We start from the raw sequence: 20129 nt of genomic DNA, 5'->3' as shown, positions 1-20129 counted from the left end.
AACAACAATGCGGCGAGAGCGGCTTGAGGGCCGGAAACGATATCCCCAGGAACCGGGGAAAGATCTTTCCGTCTATGCCCCTCAAACCGCTCACGTCATTCAAGTGGTTCAAGCCGCGTCTAGAAGACACGTTTCAGCAGTTCGCTGGCGATGACCGCCTTTTCGACCTCCTTGGAGCCTTCGTAGATCTCGACTATCTTCGCGTCGCGGTAGAACCGCTGAATATCGTACTCGATTATGTAGCCGTAGCCGCCGTGGAGCTGCAGGGCCTCGTTGGCCACGTAAACAGCGGTCTCGCCGGCGAACCACTTCGCCATGGAAACGAGCGCGGGGTCGAGCTTGCCGTTGTCGAGGAGGTACGCGGCCCTCCAATAGAGGCTGCGGGCGGCCTCGATGCGGGTCGCCATCTCGGCTATCTTGAACTGCACGCCCTGGAGCCGCGACAGATATCCGCCGAAGGCCTTTCTCTTCTTCACGTAGGAGATGGCCATCTCGAGGGCCCCCTGGGCGACGCCCACGCCCTGCGCGGCGACGTGGTTGCGGGTCATGTTGAAGAACTCCATGAGCTGGTAGAAACCCCGGCCCTCCTTGCCGATGAGGTTCTCGGCGGGAACCTCCACGTTGTCGAAGCTCACCTCCGCCGTGTTCGAGGCCCTGATGCCCATCTTGCCGTAGATCTTCGTCGCCGTGAAGCCCGGGGTCGCCGTGTCGAGGAGTATGACGCTGCATCTCTTGTGCACGTCCTTCGCCTCGGGGTCGGTGACGGCGTAAACGAGGAGGTACTTCGCGTTGCACCCGTTCGTTATGAACATCTTCGCGCCGTTGATGACATATGTGTCGCCCTTCTTCTCGGCGCGGGTCTTCACCATCGTCACGTCACTGCCCGCGTCGGGCTCCGTTATCGCCGTGCCGATGATGGCCTCGCCGGACGCGATCTTCGGGAGGTAGAACCGCTTCTGGTCCTCCGTTCCGAAGGTCTGGATCATCTCGGCGCCGAAACCGGCGGAGCAGATGTTCTGGCCGCAGCCGGGATCGACACGCCACACCTCCTCGGTGATGAGCGAATGCTCGAGGAACCCGAGGCCCGCTCCCCCGTACTCTTCCTTGATGAAGACCCCGATGAAGCCGTTCTCGGCTGCGCGCTTCACGATGGAGAGGTCGAACTCCTCTTTCTCATCGAAATCCTTCGCCTTGTCCCTGAACTCCTTCTCGGCGAATTCACGTGCCGCCTTGCATATGTCCTTCTGTTCCGTTGTCAGTTCCATCTGTCTTCCTCCAAAAGGTTATTCCCGGCATCTGTGCCGCTGACCCGTCTGTCCCTTCAGGCTGCGCCGAACTGCTTGCGGAGCTCCGGCTTCGAGATCTTGCCCGCGGGGTTGCGCGGCATCTCCGGGATGAAATGGACGATCTTGGGCACTTTGTAACCAGCTATCCTGCCCTTGCAGTACTGTATCAGTCCGGCCGCGTCGAGGGTCGCGCCGTCGTTGAGCACCACGATCGCCGCTATCGCTTCTCCCCACACCGGATGGGGCACGCCTATGGCTGACGACTCCCGCACTGCGGGGTGTTCGTTGACGACCTTCTCTATCTCCGCCGGGTAGACGTTCTCGCCGCCGGTGATGATCATGTCCTTCTTGCGGTCTATTATATAAATGTAGCCCTTCTCGTCGATGTGGCAGATGTCCTCGGTGTAGAACCAGCCGTTCCGGAAGGCCTTCTTCGTCTGTTCCTCCTTGCGCCAGTAGCCGAGCGACGTGCCGAGGCCGCGTACCTTCATCTCCCCTTCGCCGGGAGCGACGACGGGGTTGTCGTTGTCGTCGACGATGAGGACCTCGCAGTCGTAGGCGTCCCTTCCGCAGGATTCCAGGATACGCAGGTTGTCGTCGGTGAGCTCCTTCGCGATGTCCTTCGCCGAGAGGTTCGCCGTCACGCCCGTCGTCTCCGTGGTGCCGTGGTGCTCGCCGAGGATGCAGCCGAAGGTGTCGATAAACTGCTTGTAGACGGCAGGGATGATGCCCGCCCCGGCGAACCAGAGCTTCTTCATGCTCGACACGTCGCAGCGGTCCTTCACCGAGGGCCACACGTCGAGGAGCATGCGGACCATGGGCGTCGCGAGCATGCCCGCGACGATGTGTTCTTCCCTGGCGGCCTCGAAGAGGGCCTCGGCGTCGAACTTCTGGAAGAGGATGCTCGTCGCCCCCCGGTAGAAGGGACCGAAAAAGGAGGTCGTCGCCGTCACGTGATACATGGGGCATATCGTGAAGCCGATGTCCTCGGTTTCGATGCAGTTGTTGAAGGCGCAGGTGCGCCCGCAGTGATAGAGGTTGAGGTGGGTCTGCATGACCCCCTTCGGCGCACCCGTCGTCCCGCTCGTGTACATGAGCATGGCAAGGTCATCCTCGTCGAGGGCCTCGACCCATCCCATCGGTGCGGCGCACTGTATCATCTCCTCGTATCCGCGCCACCCGTCGGGCCGGGTCTCGACAGGCCCAATGTGCACGTACTCCCGCACCGAGGGCAGTTCTCCTTTTATCTCCTGCGCCGTCTTCACGTACTGTTCCTGGACGAAGAGCACCACGGGCTCGGCGTCGGAGAGGACCCCCGCCATCTCCCGGCCTGCCAGCCTGAAGTTCACGGGCACGAAGACATATCCCGCCGCCGTCACGGACAGGACGAGCTCCATGTACTCGTAGCTGTTCTGGCTCATGATGCCGACGCGCTCCCCTTTCTTCACCCCCATGCCGTGAAGGGCGCTTCCGATCTTCTTCGCCCTCTCCAGCAGGTCCTCAAAGGTACAGCTCCTTCCTGTCTCGAATTCCTTCATCGCCGTCTTGTGCGGGTACAGGGCTGCGTTGCGGGCGATCAACGTCCTTACCGTCTGAAAGTCATGGTTCGGGGTCATTTCCAGTCGCCTCCTGAAGTGCAGTAATAGAGTGAGATTCGCACATCATCATGAGCAATTAGCATGCCACTGAAAAGACGGTTGCAGGTCGCAGGTTGCAGGTCTCAGGTTGAAGACAAGAGAACCGACTGGTGGGGGCGGGCTCTCGCTATACGATTGATTTCGGGCTGTTACGTGGATGTGATGGAAACGATAAAGAACGGCGGGACGGGCACGCACGGGACCCCGGTAACCCTGTCTGTCTCCCGCCTGTGCATTTTCTGCACACCTGTTCAATTTCATTACAGAGGTCTGACAGGGCAGGAGGTCCGGCAAAGCGCCGACCCCCCTCAATTGTCAACACAATTGCCGAACCTACTCTGCCCGCCCTCTCACTCCGATGGTTCTTCCCTTGAACTCTTGACCCCTTGAACTCTTGAACCGCCTCTCAGGTCTTTAACCTGCAACCTGAGACCTGAAACCTGAGACCGTCTTTACAAGCTTTGGGCCGGATGGCAGCGCTCCATCCGGCCCGGGCATTGAAGGAGTGTATACGAACGGCCTATTTCATGAGAACCGACGGCAGATACAGCGTCAGTTCGGGGAAGACAAAAAGGAGCGCCACGCAGAGGAAAAGCGCGAGAAGGAAGGGGTACACGCCCTTGTAGATGACACCCATGGGGACCTTGGTTATGTTCTTCACCACGAAGACGCACATGGCGACCGGCGGGATGACGGAACCCACGCAGACGGTAAGGGAGAGCATGATGCACGCCCAGATCGGGTCATATCCCATGTTCGTGATCGCAGGGTAGAATATCGGTGTCGCGAGGATGAGGAACGCGAGGTCGTCGATGAAGGAACCACCGATGAGGTAGATCAGGAAGATGAAGATCATGATGATGTGGCGATGGACCGGTAGGCTCACCACCCATTCCGCCACACCGTTGGGGATGTTCGTGACGGCGATGAAGTGGCCCAGCACCGTCGAGGCCGCCACGATGACAAGGACCATACAGGAGGTCCGGAGGGCCTCCTTGATCGACTGCCGGATACCCTGGAACTTGATGTCACCCTTCAGGACGCACAGCACGAGGACAGCGAAGGTGCCGATCGAGCCTGCCTCGGTGGGCGTGAAGAAACCGTTCATCAACCCGCCGATGATGACGAGGAAGATCAGCACCGGCCACATGACATCGGGAAGGGTCTTCACACGGGCCGGCCAGGAGTATTTCTCGCTCTTTGGTCCTATCTCCGGGTTGATGCGGGCCCACCCGAAGATGACGACGGCAAAGAAGAAGGAGATCATGAGGCCCGGGATCAATCCCGCCATGAAGAGCTTACCTATGGAGACCTGCGTAATGAGGCCGAGGAGGATGAGCGTCACGCTGGGGGGGATAAGAACACCAAGGGTCCCGACGGTGGCCACGATACCCGTGGAGAGCTTCTTGCTGTAGTTGAACCTGTCCATCTCGGGCACGGCGACGCTCGCGAAGGTGGCACTCGTCGCCACGATGGAGCCGCATATGGCCTTGAAGATCGTCGCTCCGGCAACGGTGGCCATCGCCAGGCCTCCGGGGATGTGCCCCAGGAACTTGTGGCAACAATCGTAGAGACGCTTTGCCACCCCGGCGTTGAAGGCGATCTGCCCCATGAGGACAAAGAGCGGCACCACCGTGAGACTGTATGACTCGAGAGAGTCGTAGAAATCGTTGGCCAGCATGTTCATTGCCTGTGCGGGCCCGACGATGTAAGCGTACCCCGCCACACCGATGAGCGCCATGCCGAAGGCCAGCTCCAAGCCGGTCAGGAAGAGTGCCAGCAGGACAAAGATACCGATGACCCCTATGGTTATTTCATCCATTGTTCTCACCACCCTTGAACAGCATTACGATGTGCAGGACGAGGACGAGGACCTCCATGAAGGCACAGAACGCCAGCCCATAGGCTACGGGATAGTAGGGTATTCCCAAGGTGAGGGAGACATCCCCGGCTCGGAAAAGGTGGTTCGCCTTTGTGAGGAGGTACCAGCCCAACATCACGAAAAGTATCACCCCGAGGACCTTCGTGAAGCAGCCGAAGGCCGTCTTTACCCCCCGGGAACGTTTCTCAAGTAAAAAGTCCACGAATATATGGGCATTGTCCCAGGAGGTCTGCGGTATGGCAAAGGCCACGACGACGGCCCCTGCCATCGCAACGAGCTCATAGGTCCCCGTGATGGGTTTCCAGAAGATCCGAAGGGCAACATCCACCACCGTGAGCATCATCATCAGGAACAGAACGATGCCGCTCAACCCGTTCATCCAGCCGCTAAACCTCCTGACGGCACCGACGACGCTGTTCATCGATCATCCTCCTTAGGGAGCCGGCTGCCGGGGCCGTTTATTCTCCCCGGCAGCCTGGCCTTATGGGGGCTATTTCGTGTTCTTCTTTATGTACTCGCGGACGAACTTGAGCGCCTTGTCACCGGGAAGGTTCTTCTCTTTCATCTTCTTGACATACTCGGCGAAGAGCGGCTCGATCTTGGTGACCCATTTCTGGTTCTCTTCGGCGGAGAGCTTGACCACCTGGTTTCCCCTCTTCGTGGAGAATTCCTTTCCGTCCTGATCCATCTTGTCCCAGAGCTTGCCCTGTTTCTCGATGAACTCCTGGTTGATCGCCTCGATCACCTTCTGGGCGTCGGGGGGAATGCTGTTCCATTTCGCCTTGTTCATGGCGATGACGAAGGTCGCGGTGTAAGCGGTGCCGTAGTTCTCCGTCGTCGACTTGACGACCTCGCCGAGCTTCCAGCCCTTCAGGGCCTCGTAGCCGCACAGGAGGCCGTCGGCGACACCCTTGGACAGGGCGTCATAGGCGTCGCCCATGGGCATGGCAACCGGCGAACCGCCGAGCATGGACATCATCTTCGCGTTGGAGCCGAAGGTCCGTATCTTCATACCCTTCAGGTCATCGAGGTTCTTCACGGGTTTTCTCGTGTGGAGTATGCCCGGGCCCTGGGCGTGGAAGTACATGACCTTCACGTCATCGAATTCTTTCGGCTTGAACTGTTTATAGAACTCGTTGCCGAGTCTCGTCGCGACGGCGCCGCTCGGATAACCCAGCGGGTAGTCCAGGATCTCGGAGAGGGGGAATTTCCCCATCGTGTACCCGAGGACACAGTTCGCGATGTCCACGACGCCAGTCAGGATGCTGTCATACTGGGACTGGGGCGACGTCAGGGTCGCGCCCGGGAAATGCTGCACCTTCACCTTCCCGTTCGTCCTCTTCTCCACCTCCTTGCACCACTCCGCCGTGATGGCCGCGTTCGGATGGCTCACGGGAAAGAAGGTGGCGAAACGAAGCTTCACCTGGGCGCTCGCCGGCACCGACGTAAAACAGAAAGCCACCGCAAGGATAAGGACAACGGACACGATACTCACACACCGTTTCATAAAAACCCCCTTGATCTTGGATTTGTTGATGCTTTTGAAAAGCAATTTTGATGCCACCCCCGAAACCCCCGTAAAACCCTGAAATCAGTATACCACACCCCACCTTCCCGGCAATGGTGTGCATAAATGATACATGGGTGTGCATCTTTTGACCAGTTTCAACCGGTCAAAACGTGTACGGGCATACGGGTCGGCGCGCGAGCGCGCCTAACGGGCATACGAGGTAAAGACAAAAGACCAGGGTGGCGGGCCACGGATATTTCGTTCCGACAGATATCTTCCCCCCCCGTTTGCCCGCAGGGCAGACCCGTCCACCCGTTAGACGCGAAGCGGCGACCCGTTTGCCCGGAGGGCAGACCCGTCCTGAGGCCGCTACTTTTCCTGTGTTTTCAGGTACAGCTTCCTTCTGCTTATCCCCAGGAGACGGGCGGCTTTGCTCTTGTTGCCCTTTGCGAGGGTCAGGACGCGTTCGATGTGTTCCTGTTCGATGTGCTGGAGGCTCAGCTCGTCGGCGGAGGTGAGCTCCCACCCCTGCGCTTCCCGGTCCGCGAGACGGCTTTCCATCATGCTCTGGGGAAGGTCTTCGGGCAGGATGGTTTCCCGGGAGGCACTAAGGAGGACCGCCCGTTCCATGACGTTCGCCAGCTCGCGGACGTTGCCGGGCCAGCGGTAGTCCTTGAGGAGCTCCATGGCCTCGGGGGAGAGGGCCTTCTTCGCCCCGCCGCGGGCGAACTTCCCCAGGAAGTAGTCGGCGAGAAGAGGTATGTCGTCCTTGCGCTCCCTTAAGGGAGGCAGGGTGATGATGAAGGTGTTGAGCCGGAAGAAGAGGTCCTTGCGAAACCTTTTTTCCTTCACCTCCGCCTCGAGGGACTTGTTGGTGGCGAATATGAACCTCACGTCCACCCTGGACTCCCGCGTGTCGCCAAGGCGGCGGAAGATACCCGTCTCGAGGGTCCTTAAGAACTTGGCCTGGATGGCCATGCCCATGTCGCCTATCTCGTCGATGAAAAAGGTGCCCTTGTCGGCGAGCTCGAGAAGGCCCATCTTGTCTGCCTGGGCACCCGTGAAGGCGCCCTTCTTGTATCCAAAAAGCTCGCTCTCCAGGATGCTCTCCTGGAGCGTGCTCGAATTGACGGCCACGAACTGGCTGGGCTGCCGGGGGCTCAGATTGTGGATGGCCCGTGCCACCAGCTCCTTTCCCGTACCCGTCTCCCCGAGCACGAGGACGGGGACCTCCGAGGGCGCGACAAGGCGGATGAGGCGTTTCACCTCGTTCATGGGCTCCGAGCCGCCGATGAAGGAGTCGTGCGCCTCCACCCTCTGGAGCTGCTCCTGGAGGACGATGTTCCTCTCCCGGAGGGCCTTTTTCTCGTAGGCCTTCTGGATGACGTTGGAGAGTTCCGTCAGCTTGCAGGGCTTGCTGAGGTAGTCGTAGGCACCGAGCTTCATCGACTGGATGGCCGTGTCGACGGAGGCATGGCCCGTGAGCATGATGATCTCGAGGTTGGGTTCGTTCTTCTTGACCGATTCGAGGAGTTCCACCCCATCCATGTCGGGCAGCCTGATGTCGAGGACGCAGACATCGAAGGTCTGCTTCTTCATCAGGGCGAGGGCGTCGCGCGCTGTGGACGCGACGGACACCGAGAAACCTTCTCGGGAGAGCTTCTTCTTGAAGGCCTCAACAAGCTGTTCCTCGTCGTCGACGATCAATATCCGGATCACCTCTGCCTCCTCGGCGGCAGCTTACCTGGCGTAGAGGGGAAGGGAGATCCTGAAGACGCTCCCTCCATCGAGGCGCTGCCCCACCTCGATGCCGCCCCCCATCCTCTGCAGAAAATCATAGCACAGCGTGAGCCCCAGACCCGTGCCCTTCTTTATCCCCTTCGTCGTGAAGAAGGGCTCGAAGATGAGCTCGCGCATCTTCTCGGGGATCCCCGGACCGTTGTCCTCTATCGCAACCTCGAGAGTGTTGCCGGACACCTGCCGGGCCTTTATCCATATGGCCGCGTTCTTCTGCCCCTCGACGGCATCGACGGCATTGACAATGACGTTGAGAAAGACCTGCCGCACCGCGTCGAAATCGCCCTTTACCGCCGGCAGGGGCGAGGGCACATCCTGAACGAACCTCACCGGGAGCCTCTGGAAATTGATGTGGTCCAGGATCTCATCGAGGAGCCCGGTGAGGTCGATGCTCGTCTTCCCCAGGTCCTTTTTCCTCGTCACGTCGAGGAGGCTCTTGATCGTCTTGGTGCACCTGAACGCCTGCTCCTCGATCACCCTCAGACTTTCCTTGAACTCCTCCAGGTCCCTCCTGCTGAACTTTCCCCCCTCGAGGTTCTCAAGGGATTCCAGAGCAAGCTCCGCGTTGGCCGTTATGGTGGCGAGGGGATTGTTGAGCTCGTGGGCGATGCCCGTCGTAAGCCTCCCTATCATGGACATCTTGGCTTCCTGCATCAACTGGTCCCGCGCCCTGACGCGCTCCGTCGTCTCCTCGATGATGCACAGGAGGCCTTCCACACGGCCATCCTTGTCCTTGATGGGAACACCCTTGAAGTAGATGTACTGCGGCACCCCCCAGTAATCGATAAAGGGGAAATCCCAGAGCTGAAAGGGCTTGCCCTTGAGACCCTCTTTTATATGGTTAGACATGCCGCATTTCTTCGTGTAGGGGTTCTTTATCCAGTTGAACCCGAGGAGCTTCTCCTTCGCCTTCGCCATGTTCTCGAATCCCGACAGGGTGGCGAGAGCCGGGTTGACGCTGGAGAACTCCCCCTTTCTATTAATGGTAAAGATCGCCACCGGGGCGTTCTCCACGATCTCATAATTGAACTCCCCGAGTTGGCGAAGGTCTTCCTCGGTCCTGCGGAAGGCCGTGACGTCCCGTATGATCTCGACGACCCCCATGAGGCCGTCTCCCTCATTGCCCTCGAGAGGGGACGCGGTGAGGACAAAGTACTCGGCGCTGCCGCCCTTACCGATCTTCATCTCCAGCTCTTCCATCCTGCCGCTCTCGTAGCACCGCATGACAGGACAGCCTTCACAGGGCTTGCGCCTCCCCATGATCACGGAATAGCAGTGCTTTCCCTCAAGCTCCCCGGCACCCTTGCCTCCCGACCACCGGCGGCTCACGGACCCTACCCATTCGATCCTGAGGTCGGGGCTGATGAGGAAGGACCCCCCGCACAAAAGGCGCATGATCGACTGGAGGGTTGAGGAACTCTTCCGGGAATTCATCTCGGCCATGACGACATAGGATAGCAAAAAAGGTGCCAGAAGGGAAGCGGTCCCCCGGACCGCTTCCCGTTCAAGGGTTCAAAAGTTCAAGAGTTCAAGGGAAAGGTTGTTCTTTTGTCTCCTGCTCTTGAACTCTTGAACTTTTGAACCCTTGAACTTTCTTTACCCTGTTCTTCACCCCGTTTTCCCTTGACTTTATCCCCACATCCCCATATTATCTAACGGAAAATGTTCGCTATGTGCCTTATCTTATTGAGATAGTTCCTGCCCGGTTCAGACCGCTTACTGGCTGTTCCGTCGGCAGATTGCATCATCGGGCAGGGTTTGAGGGAAAGCCCGGGTCTATGATAGTCTCTCTTGTGCGATAAACAGGTGGGGGGCCATGCAAGCGGCAGACAGATGAGATTGCAGATTGACAGACAATTTTCCATCGGCCTCGTGATGGCCCTGTGCGTCCTTGTACTTTCGGCCATGTCCTGCTCCTCGGGCAATAAGGCACAGGGGGGAGGAGGACAGCAGGGTGGATCACAGGCGCAGGCGCCGGTGCAACAAAGCGGGCCGCAGCCGCAGCAGGACGAGAAGCTTAAAAGCCTCGGCCTCGACCCCTCGCGGCCGTATGCCGCGAAGGCCATCCAGATCGAGTACCGGGCGGACCCGAACCTGAACCTCTACCAGGACAAGCCGCACACCCTTGCCTTCGTGGTCTACCAGCTCTCCGACATCAATCCCTTCACCAACCTCACGAAGGATGCCGCCGGGCTCACAACCCTTCTCAAGGGAGAGGCCTTCGACAAGACCGTCATGGCGGTGAACCGTTTCTTTATCGAGCCGGGCAGCACCAACCGCCTTGACATAGACCGTTACGAGAACGTAAAATGGGTGGGCATCGTGGCAGGGTATTACGACCTCACGCCGGGGCAGGTCACGCGGAGCTATGAGATGCCCGTGCTCATCGACACAAAAGGGATGATCTTCAAGACCAATGAAGCCAAAATGGGGCTGTTGGGGATGAACCTCTATTTCGGTCCCACCAGCATTCAGGAGGTGCCAGGCCCATGACGGAACCCAGGAAACCGGTTTTCTGGTATCAGGGACTTTTCCTGCAACCCCAGCATCTGCAACAGGCGGACCTCTTCCATCAGTCCGCCCTCGCCCCCTTGAAGGAGCACCTTCAGCCCTTCTTCTACGGGACCTGCGGTCACACCATCGACGAGGGGGCCTTGAGGGAGATGGTCTTCAACCTTGCCGACGGCGAATTCCTCTTCCAGGACGGGACCTGGGTCAAGACCACTCAGAACGCGAAGCTCGAGGCGCGGTCCTTCAAGGATGCCTGGACCAACATGGAGAAGTCCTTCAAGATCTTCCTGGGGCTGCGCCGATGGGACCAGACGGGGAAGAACGTCGCCGAACCGGGCGATCACATGGAACGGCGGCGGTACATAGAAGGCGAACCGACGGGCGGGACGAGGGACATCCACGTGGGCGACAACATCGCGGAGGTCAAGCTCCTCGACCACCTGCTCAGGTTCTTCTGGGAGGACGAGATCGGCGATGCCGCGGACTACCATCTCATCCCGCTGGCTGTCCTCACCTTCAACGGTCAGGACGTGGTCCTTTCCCGGGATTTCGTCCCTCCCGCCGTCACCGTCGCGGCGGCGGAGCCGCTCCTTAAGATCACGCGAAACATACGGGAGCTCGTCCTCTCCCGCTGCCGCATCCTTGAGGAGTACAAAAACCCGCGGGGCTTCCAGAAGGCCGACCTCCAGGCGGCATACCTCAATTTCTTCCTCGCCCTCCATACACTCAACCGGTATGTCCCGCTTTTCGAGCATTTTACCGAGGTCTCGACGGTCCATCCCTGGACGGTATACGGCATGCTCAGGCAGTGCGCAGGCGAGCTCAGCTCCTTCACGGACCGCGTCGACGCCCTGGGCAGGCTCGCCAACGGCACGGAGCTCATTCCCCCCTACGATCACGAGAACCTCCTGTTCTGCTTCCGCCAGGTGCAGCTGCTCATCGAGGAGATCATCGCCTCCATGATCCTCGGGATGGAGAACGTCATCCATTTCGAGAGGGACAACCATTATTTCCGCGGTCGGCTGCCCCAGGAGCTCCTTGACAACAGGAATTTCTTCTATCTCATCGTCAAGTCGGCGGCCGAACCCGACAGTATCTGTGATATGGTGAGACACATCGTGAAGCTCGGGTGCGAGGAAGAGGTCCCGGTACTCATCACGAGGGCCCTGCCCGGCATCCCGCTGGAGCAGAAACTGGAGATGCCCCCGGGATTGCCGAAGAAGCCGGGCATGCTTTGCTTCGAAATAGACAAGACGAACCGGTACTGGCATGACGTCCTGAAAAACGGGAAGATCGCCCTGTACTGGCCGGACGCGCCGGAGGACATGATCATCGAACTTGCGATCCTGAAACCATGAGCGGGCGCTTATGAGACTTGTTGACTGCTATTCCGAACTCCTGGCTTACACGGTCTATCTCACGGGTTCCGAACCGTCGGCGGCCACGGTGTCCTATGAAGAAGCGCGGGGGCGCTATGAAGGCCTGTGCGGGCGCGCCGAGGCCACAAGGGTCAGCGGCGAGATCTCCGAAAAGGATTGGCGCGAAGGGCTCTTCGCCGTATGCGCCCTCATCGACGAGATGATACTCTGCAGCGCCTGGCCGGGAAGGGACAAATGGCAGCTCAACCAGCTCCAGCACCATTTCTTCAATACCACCAACGCCGGGACGGAGTTCTTCGACCGCCTCAAGGCCCTCACCCCCGACGAGGACGGGGTCCGGGAGGTCTACGGGTGGTGCCTTGCCATGGGGTTCAAGGGCGCCTATTTCAGGCCTGAGGATGCCAGAGAGCTCGAAAGTATCACAGGGGCCAACCTCGACCTTTCCGGAAGGCGCCTCTTGGAAGAGGACATCCCGCATATGTTTCCCGACGCTTACGGCGCCGAGGGAAAAAGACGCAGGAAGGGTATGGGAGCTACCGTCGCCTTCATGGTGCTCGCGGGCATCGTGCCCGTCCTCGTCTTCCTGATACTTTTTGGCTTTTACAGCAGTGTTCTTAAGGGTATCCTCGCCGGCTACTTCCATTAGCCGGCGGCGATACGGGGCCGTCCTTGCCGGCCGGGGTTTTTGATATGATTAAGAAGATACTCAAGGTAGTGCTCATCGTTCTCCTTCTGGCCGTCCTTGCCGCGCTCGACGCCTGGCTCGTCTGGAAGAAAGGTTGGCCCCCCTGGGTGGGAGGCGCCATCTTCGCGGGGGTCATCGGCATCTTCGTGGGCATCATCTTCCTCAAGAAGTATCTCCTGCGGCGCAGGGAGAAGAAATTCGTCGAGAGGGTGGTGCAGCTCGATGAAAGCGCCATACGGGGCGCCCCCCTCCACGAAAGGCGTGAGCTTCAGGACCTCCAGGAACACTGGAAGGAGTCCTTGGGCCTCCTTAAGAGATCTTCCCTCAGGAAACGCGGCAACCCTCTCTACGCCCTGCCATGGTTCGTCGTCATAGGGGAATCGGGTTCGGGCAAGACGACGGCCATACGGAACTCGAGGCTTGAGTCCCCCGTAGCCTACCCCGACCGCGCGGCCACCATCTCCGCCACGATAAACTGCGACTGGTGGTTCTTCGAGGATTCCATCGTCCTCGACACGGCGGGACGCTATACCATCCCCCTCGACGAGGTCCCCGACAGGGAAGAATGGGAGAGGTTCCTCACCCTTCTCGCGAAATACCGCCGCAGGGAACCTATAAACGGGGTCATCATCACGGTCCCCGCGGACAAGCTTCTCGGGTCCGACAGGAGCGTCCTCAGGGAGGACGGCCAGAACATACGCAAGAGGGTCGACCAGCTCATGCGCGTCGTGGGCGCCCGTTTCCCCGTGTACGTCCTGGTGACCAAGATGGACAAGGTTTACGGCTTCAATGACATCTTCGAGGGCCTTGCCCCGGAAGACGCGGCGCAGGCCATGGGGTACCTCAACAGGGACACAAGACCCCACTGGGACACCCTCCTCGAGGAGGCCTTCGAAAGCGTATCGGGTCGCATCGGTGAGGCATCCCTCACGGCAATACGGGAGAAGAGGGCCGTGAAGCCCGGTACGATAGTGTTCCGGGAGGAGTTCCTGAGGCTTAAGGCCGGCATGATAGAGTTCCTGAAGGCGGTTTTCGGAGACAACCCCTATCAGGAGACTCCGCTCATGCGGGGCATCTTCTTTTCCAGCGGCAGGCAGGACGGCGCGCCGTCGTCGGAGTTCCTCGACGCGGCAGGGTTCGTCCCCTCGTCGAAGGACGCCCCTGCCCCTGAAAGAGGCATGTTCCTGAGCGACATATTCGCCCGGGTCCTCCCCGACGACCGATCCCTGTACACGCACACCCATGACTTCCTGCGCTGGAGGCGCATCATTCGCAGCCTCGGCTTCACCTCATGGCTCTTTCTCTGGGTTGCCCTCATCGGGCTTCTCTCCTTCAGCTTCTTCCACAACATAAGCACCCTGAAGGAGTTCACCGACGTCTTCAGGAGCCTGCCCGCCCTTCCCGGAGATCCGGGGCCGAACCTTCTGACCATCGAGAAGTTCAGGTTCGAGATCGACGAGCTGCAAAGGAACAATTCGCGATGGTTCCTGCCCTCATTCGGCCTTGCCGCATCCCGCGCGGCTGAGAGGCGGGCGAAGAAGCACTACATCATTCTCGTCAATAAGGGTTTCCTCTGGGACTTCGACAAGGAGGTTTCCCGCAAGCTCAACACGGTGAACACCGATTCCGATCCCGACGCGATCGCCACCTACGCCGATTTCTACGTCATGCGCACGGGGCTCGAGAACGGCCTTTTGGACAAGGGAAAGTTCCCGGACATGAAGGGTTTCGACCGGGTGGCGGCGGCGGCGATAGACCTCCACTATTCCACCCTGCCCTATGAGGCGGCCCAGGTATTCGGGAACGTCTACCGCGATTATCTCCTGTGGCACGACAACTGGGCCGAGCTTGAACGAAACCGCGAGCTTCTCCAGGCCGGCCTTGTCTCTCTCGTCACGAGGCACAAGAGCCTGGACTGGCTGGTCCGCAAATCCATCCCGGACGCCTCCGACGTGACGCTCGTCGATTTCTGGGGGAGCGCCGAGGTGGGGGAACATGATGACACCGTCCTCATTCCCGGGGCGTACACAAAGGCGGGCCGGAAACACATCTCCGATTTCATCGACCACCTTGAGGGCGTGTTGAAGGAGGACAACGCCATCGCGGCCATGACCCCGTCGTTCTGGCAATGGTACCATGGGGAATACTATAAAGCCTGGTATGATTTCGCCGATAACTTCCACAAAGGGGCGGACGCGTATCAGACGGAGACTGCGCGGCGCAACATGGCCGTCCTCATGGGCACGGACCGCAATCCTTACTGGAAGCTCATCTCGCGTATGAGCGTCGAGCTGACACTGCCGGATTCGAAGACAAAGCCCCCGAAATGGGCGGAGCTTCCGACGGAGCTCGTGAACATCGCCATGCTCTCTGGCGCGGGCGACAAGAAGGCCGCCAAGAATGAGAGCCTTGTGACCAGGATAGGCGAGAGACTGAAGAAGGCGGAGACCTCGGCCGAGGCGAAACTGGACAAGCTGGATCCCCAAATGATGCAAAGAGCCGAGCAGCGCTCCTCGAGGGCAAAGGTGTACGCCGAATACGTGAAGGCCCTTGGCCTGACGGCCCCCATGGCCTCATCGGGAGACACGGCGATGCGCATGATCTCCGACCTCTTTGCCGGCCAGGCGGCGCTCGCCGAGGACAAATCCCCCTTCAACCAGGCATATACACAGTACCTCGCGCTCAAGAACATGATGAAAGAGGACGACTACGGCGATTCCGATTTCCTCTGGGCCCTCGTCGGCGGCCCCCTCAACTACCTCGTCGACTACGGCGTTGCAAAGACATCATGCTCCCTCCAGGACAGGTGGGAGGGTGACGTTATCCGCAAGATGGACGGCGTCCCCAAAGACAAGGTCCTGAAATCCCTCTTCGACAAGACCGACGGTGTCGTGGTCAAGTACCGGGACGATACGGCAAAACCCTTCCTCGTGCAGGCCAGGGTGGGATACACACCGAGGAAGGCTTACGAGAACACGGTGTTCCAGCACAGCATACCCTTCAAGCCGGACTTTCTGAAATTCCTCAACGCGGCTCCTTCGGCGCCGGTGGAATTCCAGTCGGACCATGTCGTGCCCATTCAGACGGTGCCCATCGAGGTCAACGCCGAGGCCGCCGTGAAACCGCTGGGGAACACCCTGTCGCTGCAGTGCGCCGATGGAACGGTGGTGCTTAACAATTATAACTACCCCGACTCCAGGTCCTTCACGTGGTCGCCCGAGAAATGCGGCAACACTGTTCTGAAGATCATGTTCCCCGACTTCACGCTTACAAAGGTCTACAAAGGGTCTACGGCCTTCGCCAATTTCCTTACCGATTTTTCCTCGGGCGCGAAGACCTTCAAAGCGGGTGATTTCCCCGCGGACAAGACGGGCCTCGCGAAGGCCGGCGTCACATGGATAAAGGTACGGTACAAGATCGACAACGCTCAGCCGGTCATCGCCGGGCTCAAGAAGAGCTCGAAGAAGGCCCCTGCGGTCGTTGCGGACTGCACCTTCAAATAGGCAACAGAACGTGAGAGGCTCTGTTCATGGAACTTAACGAACTGGGGATCACACCAATACCGGGAGCTTCGGCCGCCGGCGCCGACGTGCGGTCCGAGGAGATATTCGACAAGCTCTCCACGGAGATCGAGAAGATGTCCTCACCGTCCGCGGCAGGCGCCATCGACTGGGAGAGGGTCAAGACCATCTGCGCCGACATCCTCGGCGGCAGTTCCAAGGACCTCCTCGTGGCCGGCTACCTATCCGTGGCGCTCCTCAAGACCGACGGCCTCGCGGGTCTCCGGACGGGGGTGCACATATGGCGGGACATGCTCTCCACATACTGGGACAGCCTTTTCCCCGCGAAGTCCCGCATGAGAGGGCGCCGCAACGCCATTGAGTGGTGGGCGGAGAAGGTCTCCTCGACGGTCAGGGACCTCAAGCCGGAACAATGGAAGAAAGAGGATATAGATTCCCTTTATACCGATCTCGACGCAATCGACACATTCCTCAGGAACAACATGGAAGAGGCGCCGGCGGTGGGACCGCTCATGTCCATCATCGGCTCCGTCCTGGCCCCCGTCGAGGAGAAACCGGCGCCTGAAGCGCCGCCGCCGAAAACCCCCGAACCCAGGCAGCCAGCCGCGCCGCCGTCCACTTCAAGGCCTGCGGCCGATCCGGGACCCGTCCCCGCGGGGGACGATCCCGACCCGCTCATCAGGCACGCCATTGAAACGCTGAGGGCCGCCGCGGGGCTCCTTGTGGAGAAGAATGGCGCCGACAACCTGTACTTCCGCGTCAACAGGACCGTGGCATGGATGACCGTCACGGCGCCGCCGCCGAGCCACGGCGGCAGGACGATGATTGAATCCCCGGACGAGGAAGTCCGGGATTCCATAAAGAGCATGCACCGTTCCGGCAGCTGGAAGAACCTCCTTTCCGCCTGTGAATCCCGGGTAGCGCAGTTCCTCTTCTGGCTCGACCTCAGCCGCTACGCGGCCGAGGCCCTCGAGAACCTGGGGATGAAGGCGGCCTCCGCCGAGGTCACGGGCCTCACGGTCCTCTACGTGAAACGCCTGCCCGGTGTCGAGAGGCTCACCTTCTCCGACGGCACACCCTTTGCCGATCCGGACACGAAAAGGTGGCTCGCCGAGGCGGACTCGGCCCCGGCGCAGGGTGACTCCGAGGGTCTCGTGAAACAGGTGGAGGACGACACGGGCAAGGCGAGGGCCATGGCCCAGGCGGGCAACCTGCCCGCGGCGGTGGCATCGCTGAGGGACGCCCTTACGAGGTCGCCGTCGGTGCGGGAGCGTTTCCTGCGCCAGGTCCACCTGTGCCGGTTCCTCAGCGAGAACGACCAGACCAGGGTGTCAGGCTCGCATTTCCGCGAGCTCGTCACGCTCATGGACGCCTACAGGCTGGGTGAGTGGGAGCCCGCCCTGGCCGCTGAGGCCTGCGAGGTGATACTGGCGGGGGCTCGAGGACAGGGGCTCGAGGACCTCGTTCCCGATGTCTTCAGGCGCCTGAGCCTTATCGATCCCGTCAAGGCCATGGAGTACGCCTGATGCCGGTTTCGTTATACACGTGAAAGTGATGGTTTTATTTTGCCGTGATTTGCAATATAATAGTTTGATTCCGAATATTTGTCACGGAATGCATACGCTTCATACAATGTAAGTGGAAACACTATTCCTTGCGAAGGAGGGATTGAAATGGCTAAAGAAGGTTCCGTTGCACCGAAAGAACGTGTGAATATCGTCTATCGGCCGGCAACAGGCGATGCGAAAGAAGAGATCGAGCTTCCTCTCAAGGTCCTCGTCATGGGTGACTTCACGCTCCAGAAGGATTCGAGGAGCGTCGAAGACCGGCAGCCCATCAACATCGACAAGGACAACTTCAACGACGTCCTCGGCGCCCAAAACATCCGGCTGGAGACGGTGGTGGACAACAAGCTTTCCGATGAGCCCGACGCGCAGATGAGCATCAACCTCGATTTCAAGAAGATGAAGGACTTCGAGCCCGATACCATCATACAGAAGATACCGGAGCTCAAGAAGCTCATGGAGCTCAGGGACGCCCTCAAGGCCCTCAAAGGTCCCCTGGGGAACATCCCTGAATTCAGGAAGAAGATCCAGGACATCGTGAAGGACGAGGAAGTGAAGGCCCGTCTCCTGAAAGAACTCGGGATCGAAGGGTAGGGGGTGAAAAGTGGCTGAAGAAAAGAAAGAAGCTCAACAGCGAGAGGCCGAGGGGCAAACGTCCCTCCTCGACGAGATCGTCGCCGCCACGCGTCTGAAACCGTCCGAAGAGGCGTACTCCATCACGAAGCAGGGCCTCCAGGCCTTTATCGACGAGATGCTCAAGCCCGGCAAGGAGATCCGCGTGACGGCCTCCGCCGTGGACGAGATGATCGCCAACCTCGACCAGAAACTGTCGAAGCAGGTGGATGTCATCCTCCACAACAAGGACTTCCAGCAGCTCGAGGCGGCGTGGACGTCCCTCAAGTTCCTCGTCGACAAGACCAATTTCCGCGAGAACATCAAGGTCGAGGTGATGAACGTGACCAAGACGGACCTCCTCGACGATTTCGAGGACGCCCCGGAGATCACGAAGAGCGGCCTGTACAAGCTCGCGTACACCCAGGAATACGGCCAGTTCGGCGGCAAGCCATACGGCCTCATGGTGGGAAACTTCGAGTTCGGCCCCTCGGCGCCGGACATCAAGCTCCTCCAGAACCTGGCGAGCGTCGCCACCATGTCCCACGCGCCCTTCGTCGCGGCCGCGGGCGCGCAGTTCTTCGGCATAGACAGCTTCACAGGCCTTCCCAACCTCAAAGACCTGAAGTCCATCTTCGAGATGCCCCAGTACATCAAGTGGCAGTCCTTCCGGGAATCCGAGGATTCACGCAACGTGGCACTGGCCCTGCCCCATTTTCTCCTTCGCATACCCTACGGCCCGGACACGAAACCGGTGAAGGGCTTCAACTACAGGGAAGACACGACCGCCGGTGACGGCAACTTCCTCTGGGGCAACGCGGCCTTCGCCTTTGCGTCGCGGATAACGGACAGCTTCGCCAAGTACCGCTGGTGCGCCAACATCATAGGGCCCCAGGGCGGCGGTGCCGTCGAAGATCTCCCCATCTACCAGTATGAGGCGATGGGTGAGCTCCAGACGAAGATACCCACGGAGGTCCTCATCTCCGAGCGCCGGGAGTTCGAGCTAGCCGAAGAGGGCTTCGTCGCCCTGACGATGCGCAAGGGGAGTGACAACGCGGCCTTCTTCTCCGCCAATTCCACGCAGAAACCGAAGGTCTTCGCCAACACGCCCGAGGGCAAGCAGGCGGAGCTCAACTACAAGCTCGGCACACAGCTTCCCTACACCTTCATCGTGAGCCGTCTCGCCCATTACATCAAGGTCATCCAGCGCGAGAACATCGGCACCTGGAAGGAGAGGGGAGACCTCGAAACGGAGCTCAACAACTGGATCCGCCAGTACGTCGCCGACCAGGACAATCCTTCACCGGGCGTCCGTTCGCGGCGCCCCTTGAGGAAAGCGAGCATCACCGTCACCGACGTGGAAGGCGAACCCGGCTGGTACAGGGTCAACATGCAGGTACAGCCCCATTTCAAGTACATGGGGGCATCCTTCACGCTATCCCTGGTAGGTAAACTCGACAAGGAGTAGAAAGGATCGAGTTTAGCAGTTAAGTCCAATAAAGGAGGGAAATGTTATGGCAATGACATGCTACATGACCATCAAGGCAAAGAACCAGGGCGACATCCAGGGCGACTGCACTCAGCAGGGGCGTGAGAACACGATAATCCTCTACGGTCTCGACCACACGGTGGAGATACCGAGGGACACCCATACGGGCCTTCCGACGGGGCAGCGTATCCACAAGGCCCTCAAGGTCCTGACACACATGGGCAAGCACACGCCGAAGATCTTCCAGGCGTGCTG

15 protein-coding genes are annotated in these 20129 nt (G+C 59.7%); 8 read left to right on the top strand and 7 right to left on the bottom strand.

Annotated features, from left to right (window positions below; translation table 11 throughout):
* Positions 1–119 precede the first annotated feature (119 nt).
* The 7 genes from GXX82_17475 to GXX82_17445 form a co-directional block, all read right to left on the bottom strand.
* A complete protein-coding gene (locus GXX82_17475) occupies positions 120–1265 on the bottom strand; it encodes an acyl-CoA dehydrogenase (GenBank protein NLT24836.1) in 1146 nt (381 codons plus the stop codon).
* 56 nt (positions 1266–1321) lie between these two features.
* On the bottom strand, positions 1322–2902 hold the full coding sequence (locus tag GXX82_17470) for an acyl--CoA ligase (protein NLT24835.1): 1581 nt from the start codon (positions 2900–2902) through the stop codon (positions 1322–1324).
* 541 nt (positions 2903–3443) lie between these two features.
* Positions 3444–4745 carry a TRAP transporter large permease gene (locus tag GXX82_17465; protein ID NLT24834.1) on the bottom strand — a complete coding sequence of 434 codons (1302 nt, stop codon included), beginning with the start codon at positions 4743–4745 and terminating at the stop codon, positions 3444–3446.
* Positions 4738–5226, bottom strand: coding sequence for a TRAP transporter small permease (locus tag GXX82_17460; GenBank protein ID NLT24833.1), 489 nt, complete (start codon positions 5224–5226; stop codon positions 4738–4740). The genes GXX82_17465 and GXX82_17460 overlap by 8 nt, the downstream gene beginning before the upstream one ends.
* A gap of 69 nt (positions 5227–5295) precedes the next feature.
* Positions 5296–6312 (bottom strand): TRAP transporter substrate-binding protein, encoded by a 1017-nt coding sequence (locus GXX82_17455; GenBank protein NLT24832.1) that lies wholly within the window; start codon positions 6310–6312, stop codon positions 5296–5298.
* Positions 6313–6684: 372 nt separating this feature from the next.
* Positions 6685–8034: a sigma-54-dependent Fis family transcriptional regulator gene (locus GXX82_17450; GenBank protein ID NLT24831.1), complete on the bottom strand. Its 1350-nt coding sequence runs from the start codon at positions 8032–8034 to the stop codon at positions 6685–6687.
* 21 nt (positions 8035–8055) lie between these two features.
* Positions 8056–9555, bottom strand: a complete 1500-nt coding sequence (locus tag GXX82_17445; protein ID NLT24830.1) for a PAS domain-containing protein — start codon at positions 9553–9555, stop codon at positions 8056–8058.
* Between the two features lie 390 nt (positions 9556–9945).
* Here GXX82_17445 and tssJ point away from each other — a divergent pair, with 390 nt between their 5' ends.
* The 8 genes from tssJ to hcp all read left to right on the top strand — a co-directional run.
* Positions 9946–10605 (top strand): type VI secretion system lipoprotein TssJ, encoded by a 660-nt coding sequence (gene tssJ / locus GXX82_17440; GenBank protein ID NLT24829.1) that lies wholly within the window; start codon positions 9946–9948, stop codon positions 10603–10605.
* A complete protein-coding gene (tssK, locus tag GXX82_17435) occupies positions 10602–11981 on the top strand; it encodes a type VI secretion system baseplate subunit TssK (GenBank protein ID NLT24828.1) in 1380 nt (459 codons plus the stop codon). The genes tssJ and tssK overlap by 4 nt, the downstream gene beginning before the upstream one ends.
* 10 nt (positions 11982–11991) lie before the next feature.
* A complete protein-coding gene (locus GXX82_17430; GenBank protein NLT24827.1) occupies positions 11992–12648 on the top strand; it encodes a DotU family type IV/VI secretion system protein in 657 nt (218 codons plus the stop codon).
* Positions 12649–12692: 44 nt separating this feature from the next.
* The gene (locus GXX82_17425; protein NLT24826.1) at positions 12693–16190 is read left to right on the top strand and encodes a hypothetical protein; all 3498 of its coding nucleotides are present in this window, start codon (positions 12693–12695) and stop codon (positions 16188–16190) included.
* Between the two features lie 26 nt (positions 16191–16216).
* Positions 16217–17734, top strand: coding sequence for a type VI secretion system protein TssA (gene tssA / locus GXX82_17420; protein ID NLT24825.1), 1518 nt, complete (start codon positions 16217–16219; stop codon positions 17732–17734).
* A 147-nt stretch (positions 17735–17881) separates the two neighbouring features.
* Entirely contained in the window at positions 17882–18367 is a 486-nt protein-coding gene (tssB, locus tag GXX82_17415; GenBank protein ID NLT24824.1) for a type VI secretion system contractile sheath small subunit, read from the top strand.
* 10 nt (positions 18368–18377) lie between these two features.
* Entirely contained in the window at positions 18378–19853 is a 1476-nt protein-coding gene (gene tssC / locus GXX82_17410; protein NLT24823.1) for a type VI secretion system contractile sheath large subunit, read from the top strand.
* Between the two features lie 46 nt (positions 19854–19899).
* The coding region (gene hcp, locus GXX82_17405; protein ID NLT24822.1) for a type VI secretion system tube protein Hcp at positions 19900–20129 on the top strand (230 nt) is incomplete at its 3' end.

It is taken from the genome of Syntrophorhabdus sp. (assembly GCA_012719415.1).
Lineage (GTDB): Bacteria > Desulfobacterota > Syntrophorhabdia > Syntrophorhabdales > Syntrophorhabdaceae > Delta-02.
The sequence above is the reverse complement of the archived record's forward strand: the minus strand, read 5'-3'. Positions and strand labels throughout refer to the sequence as shown.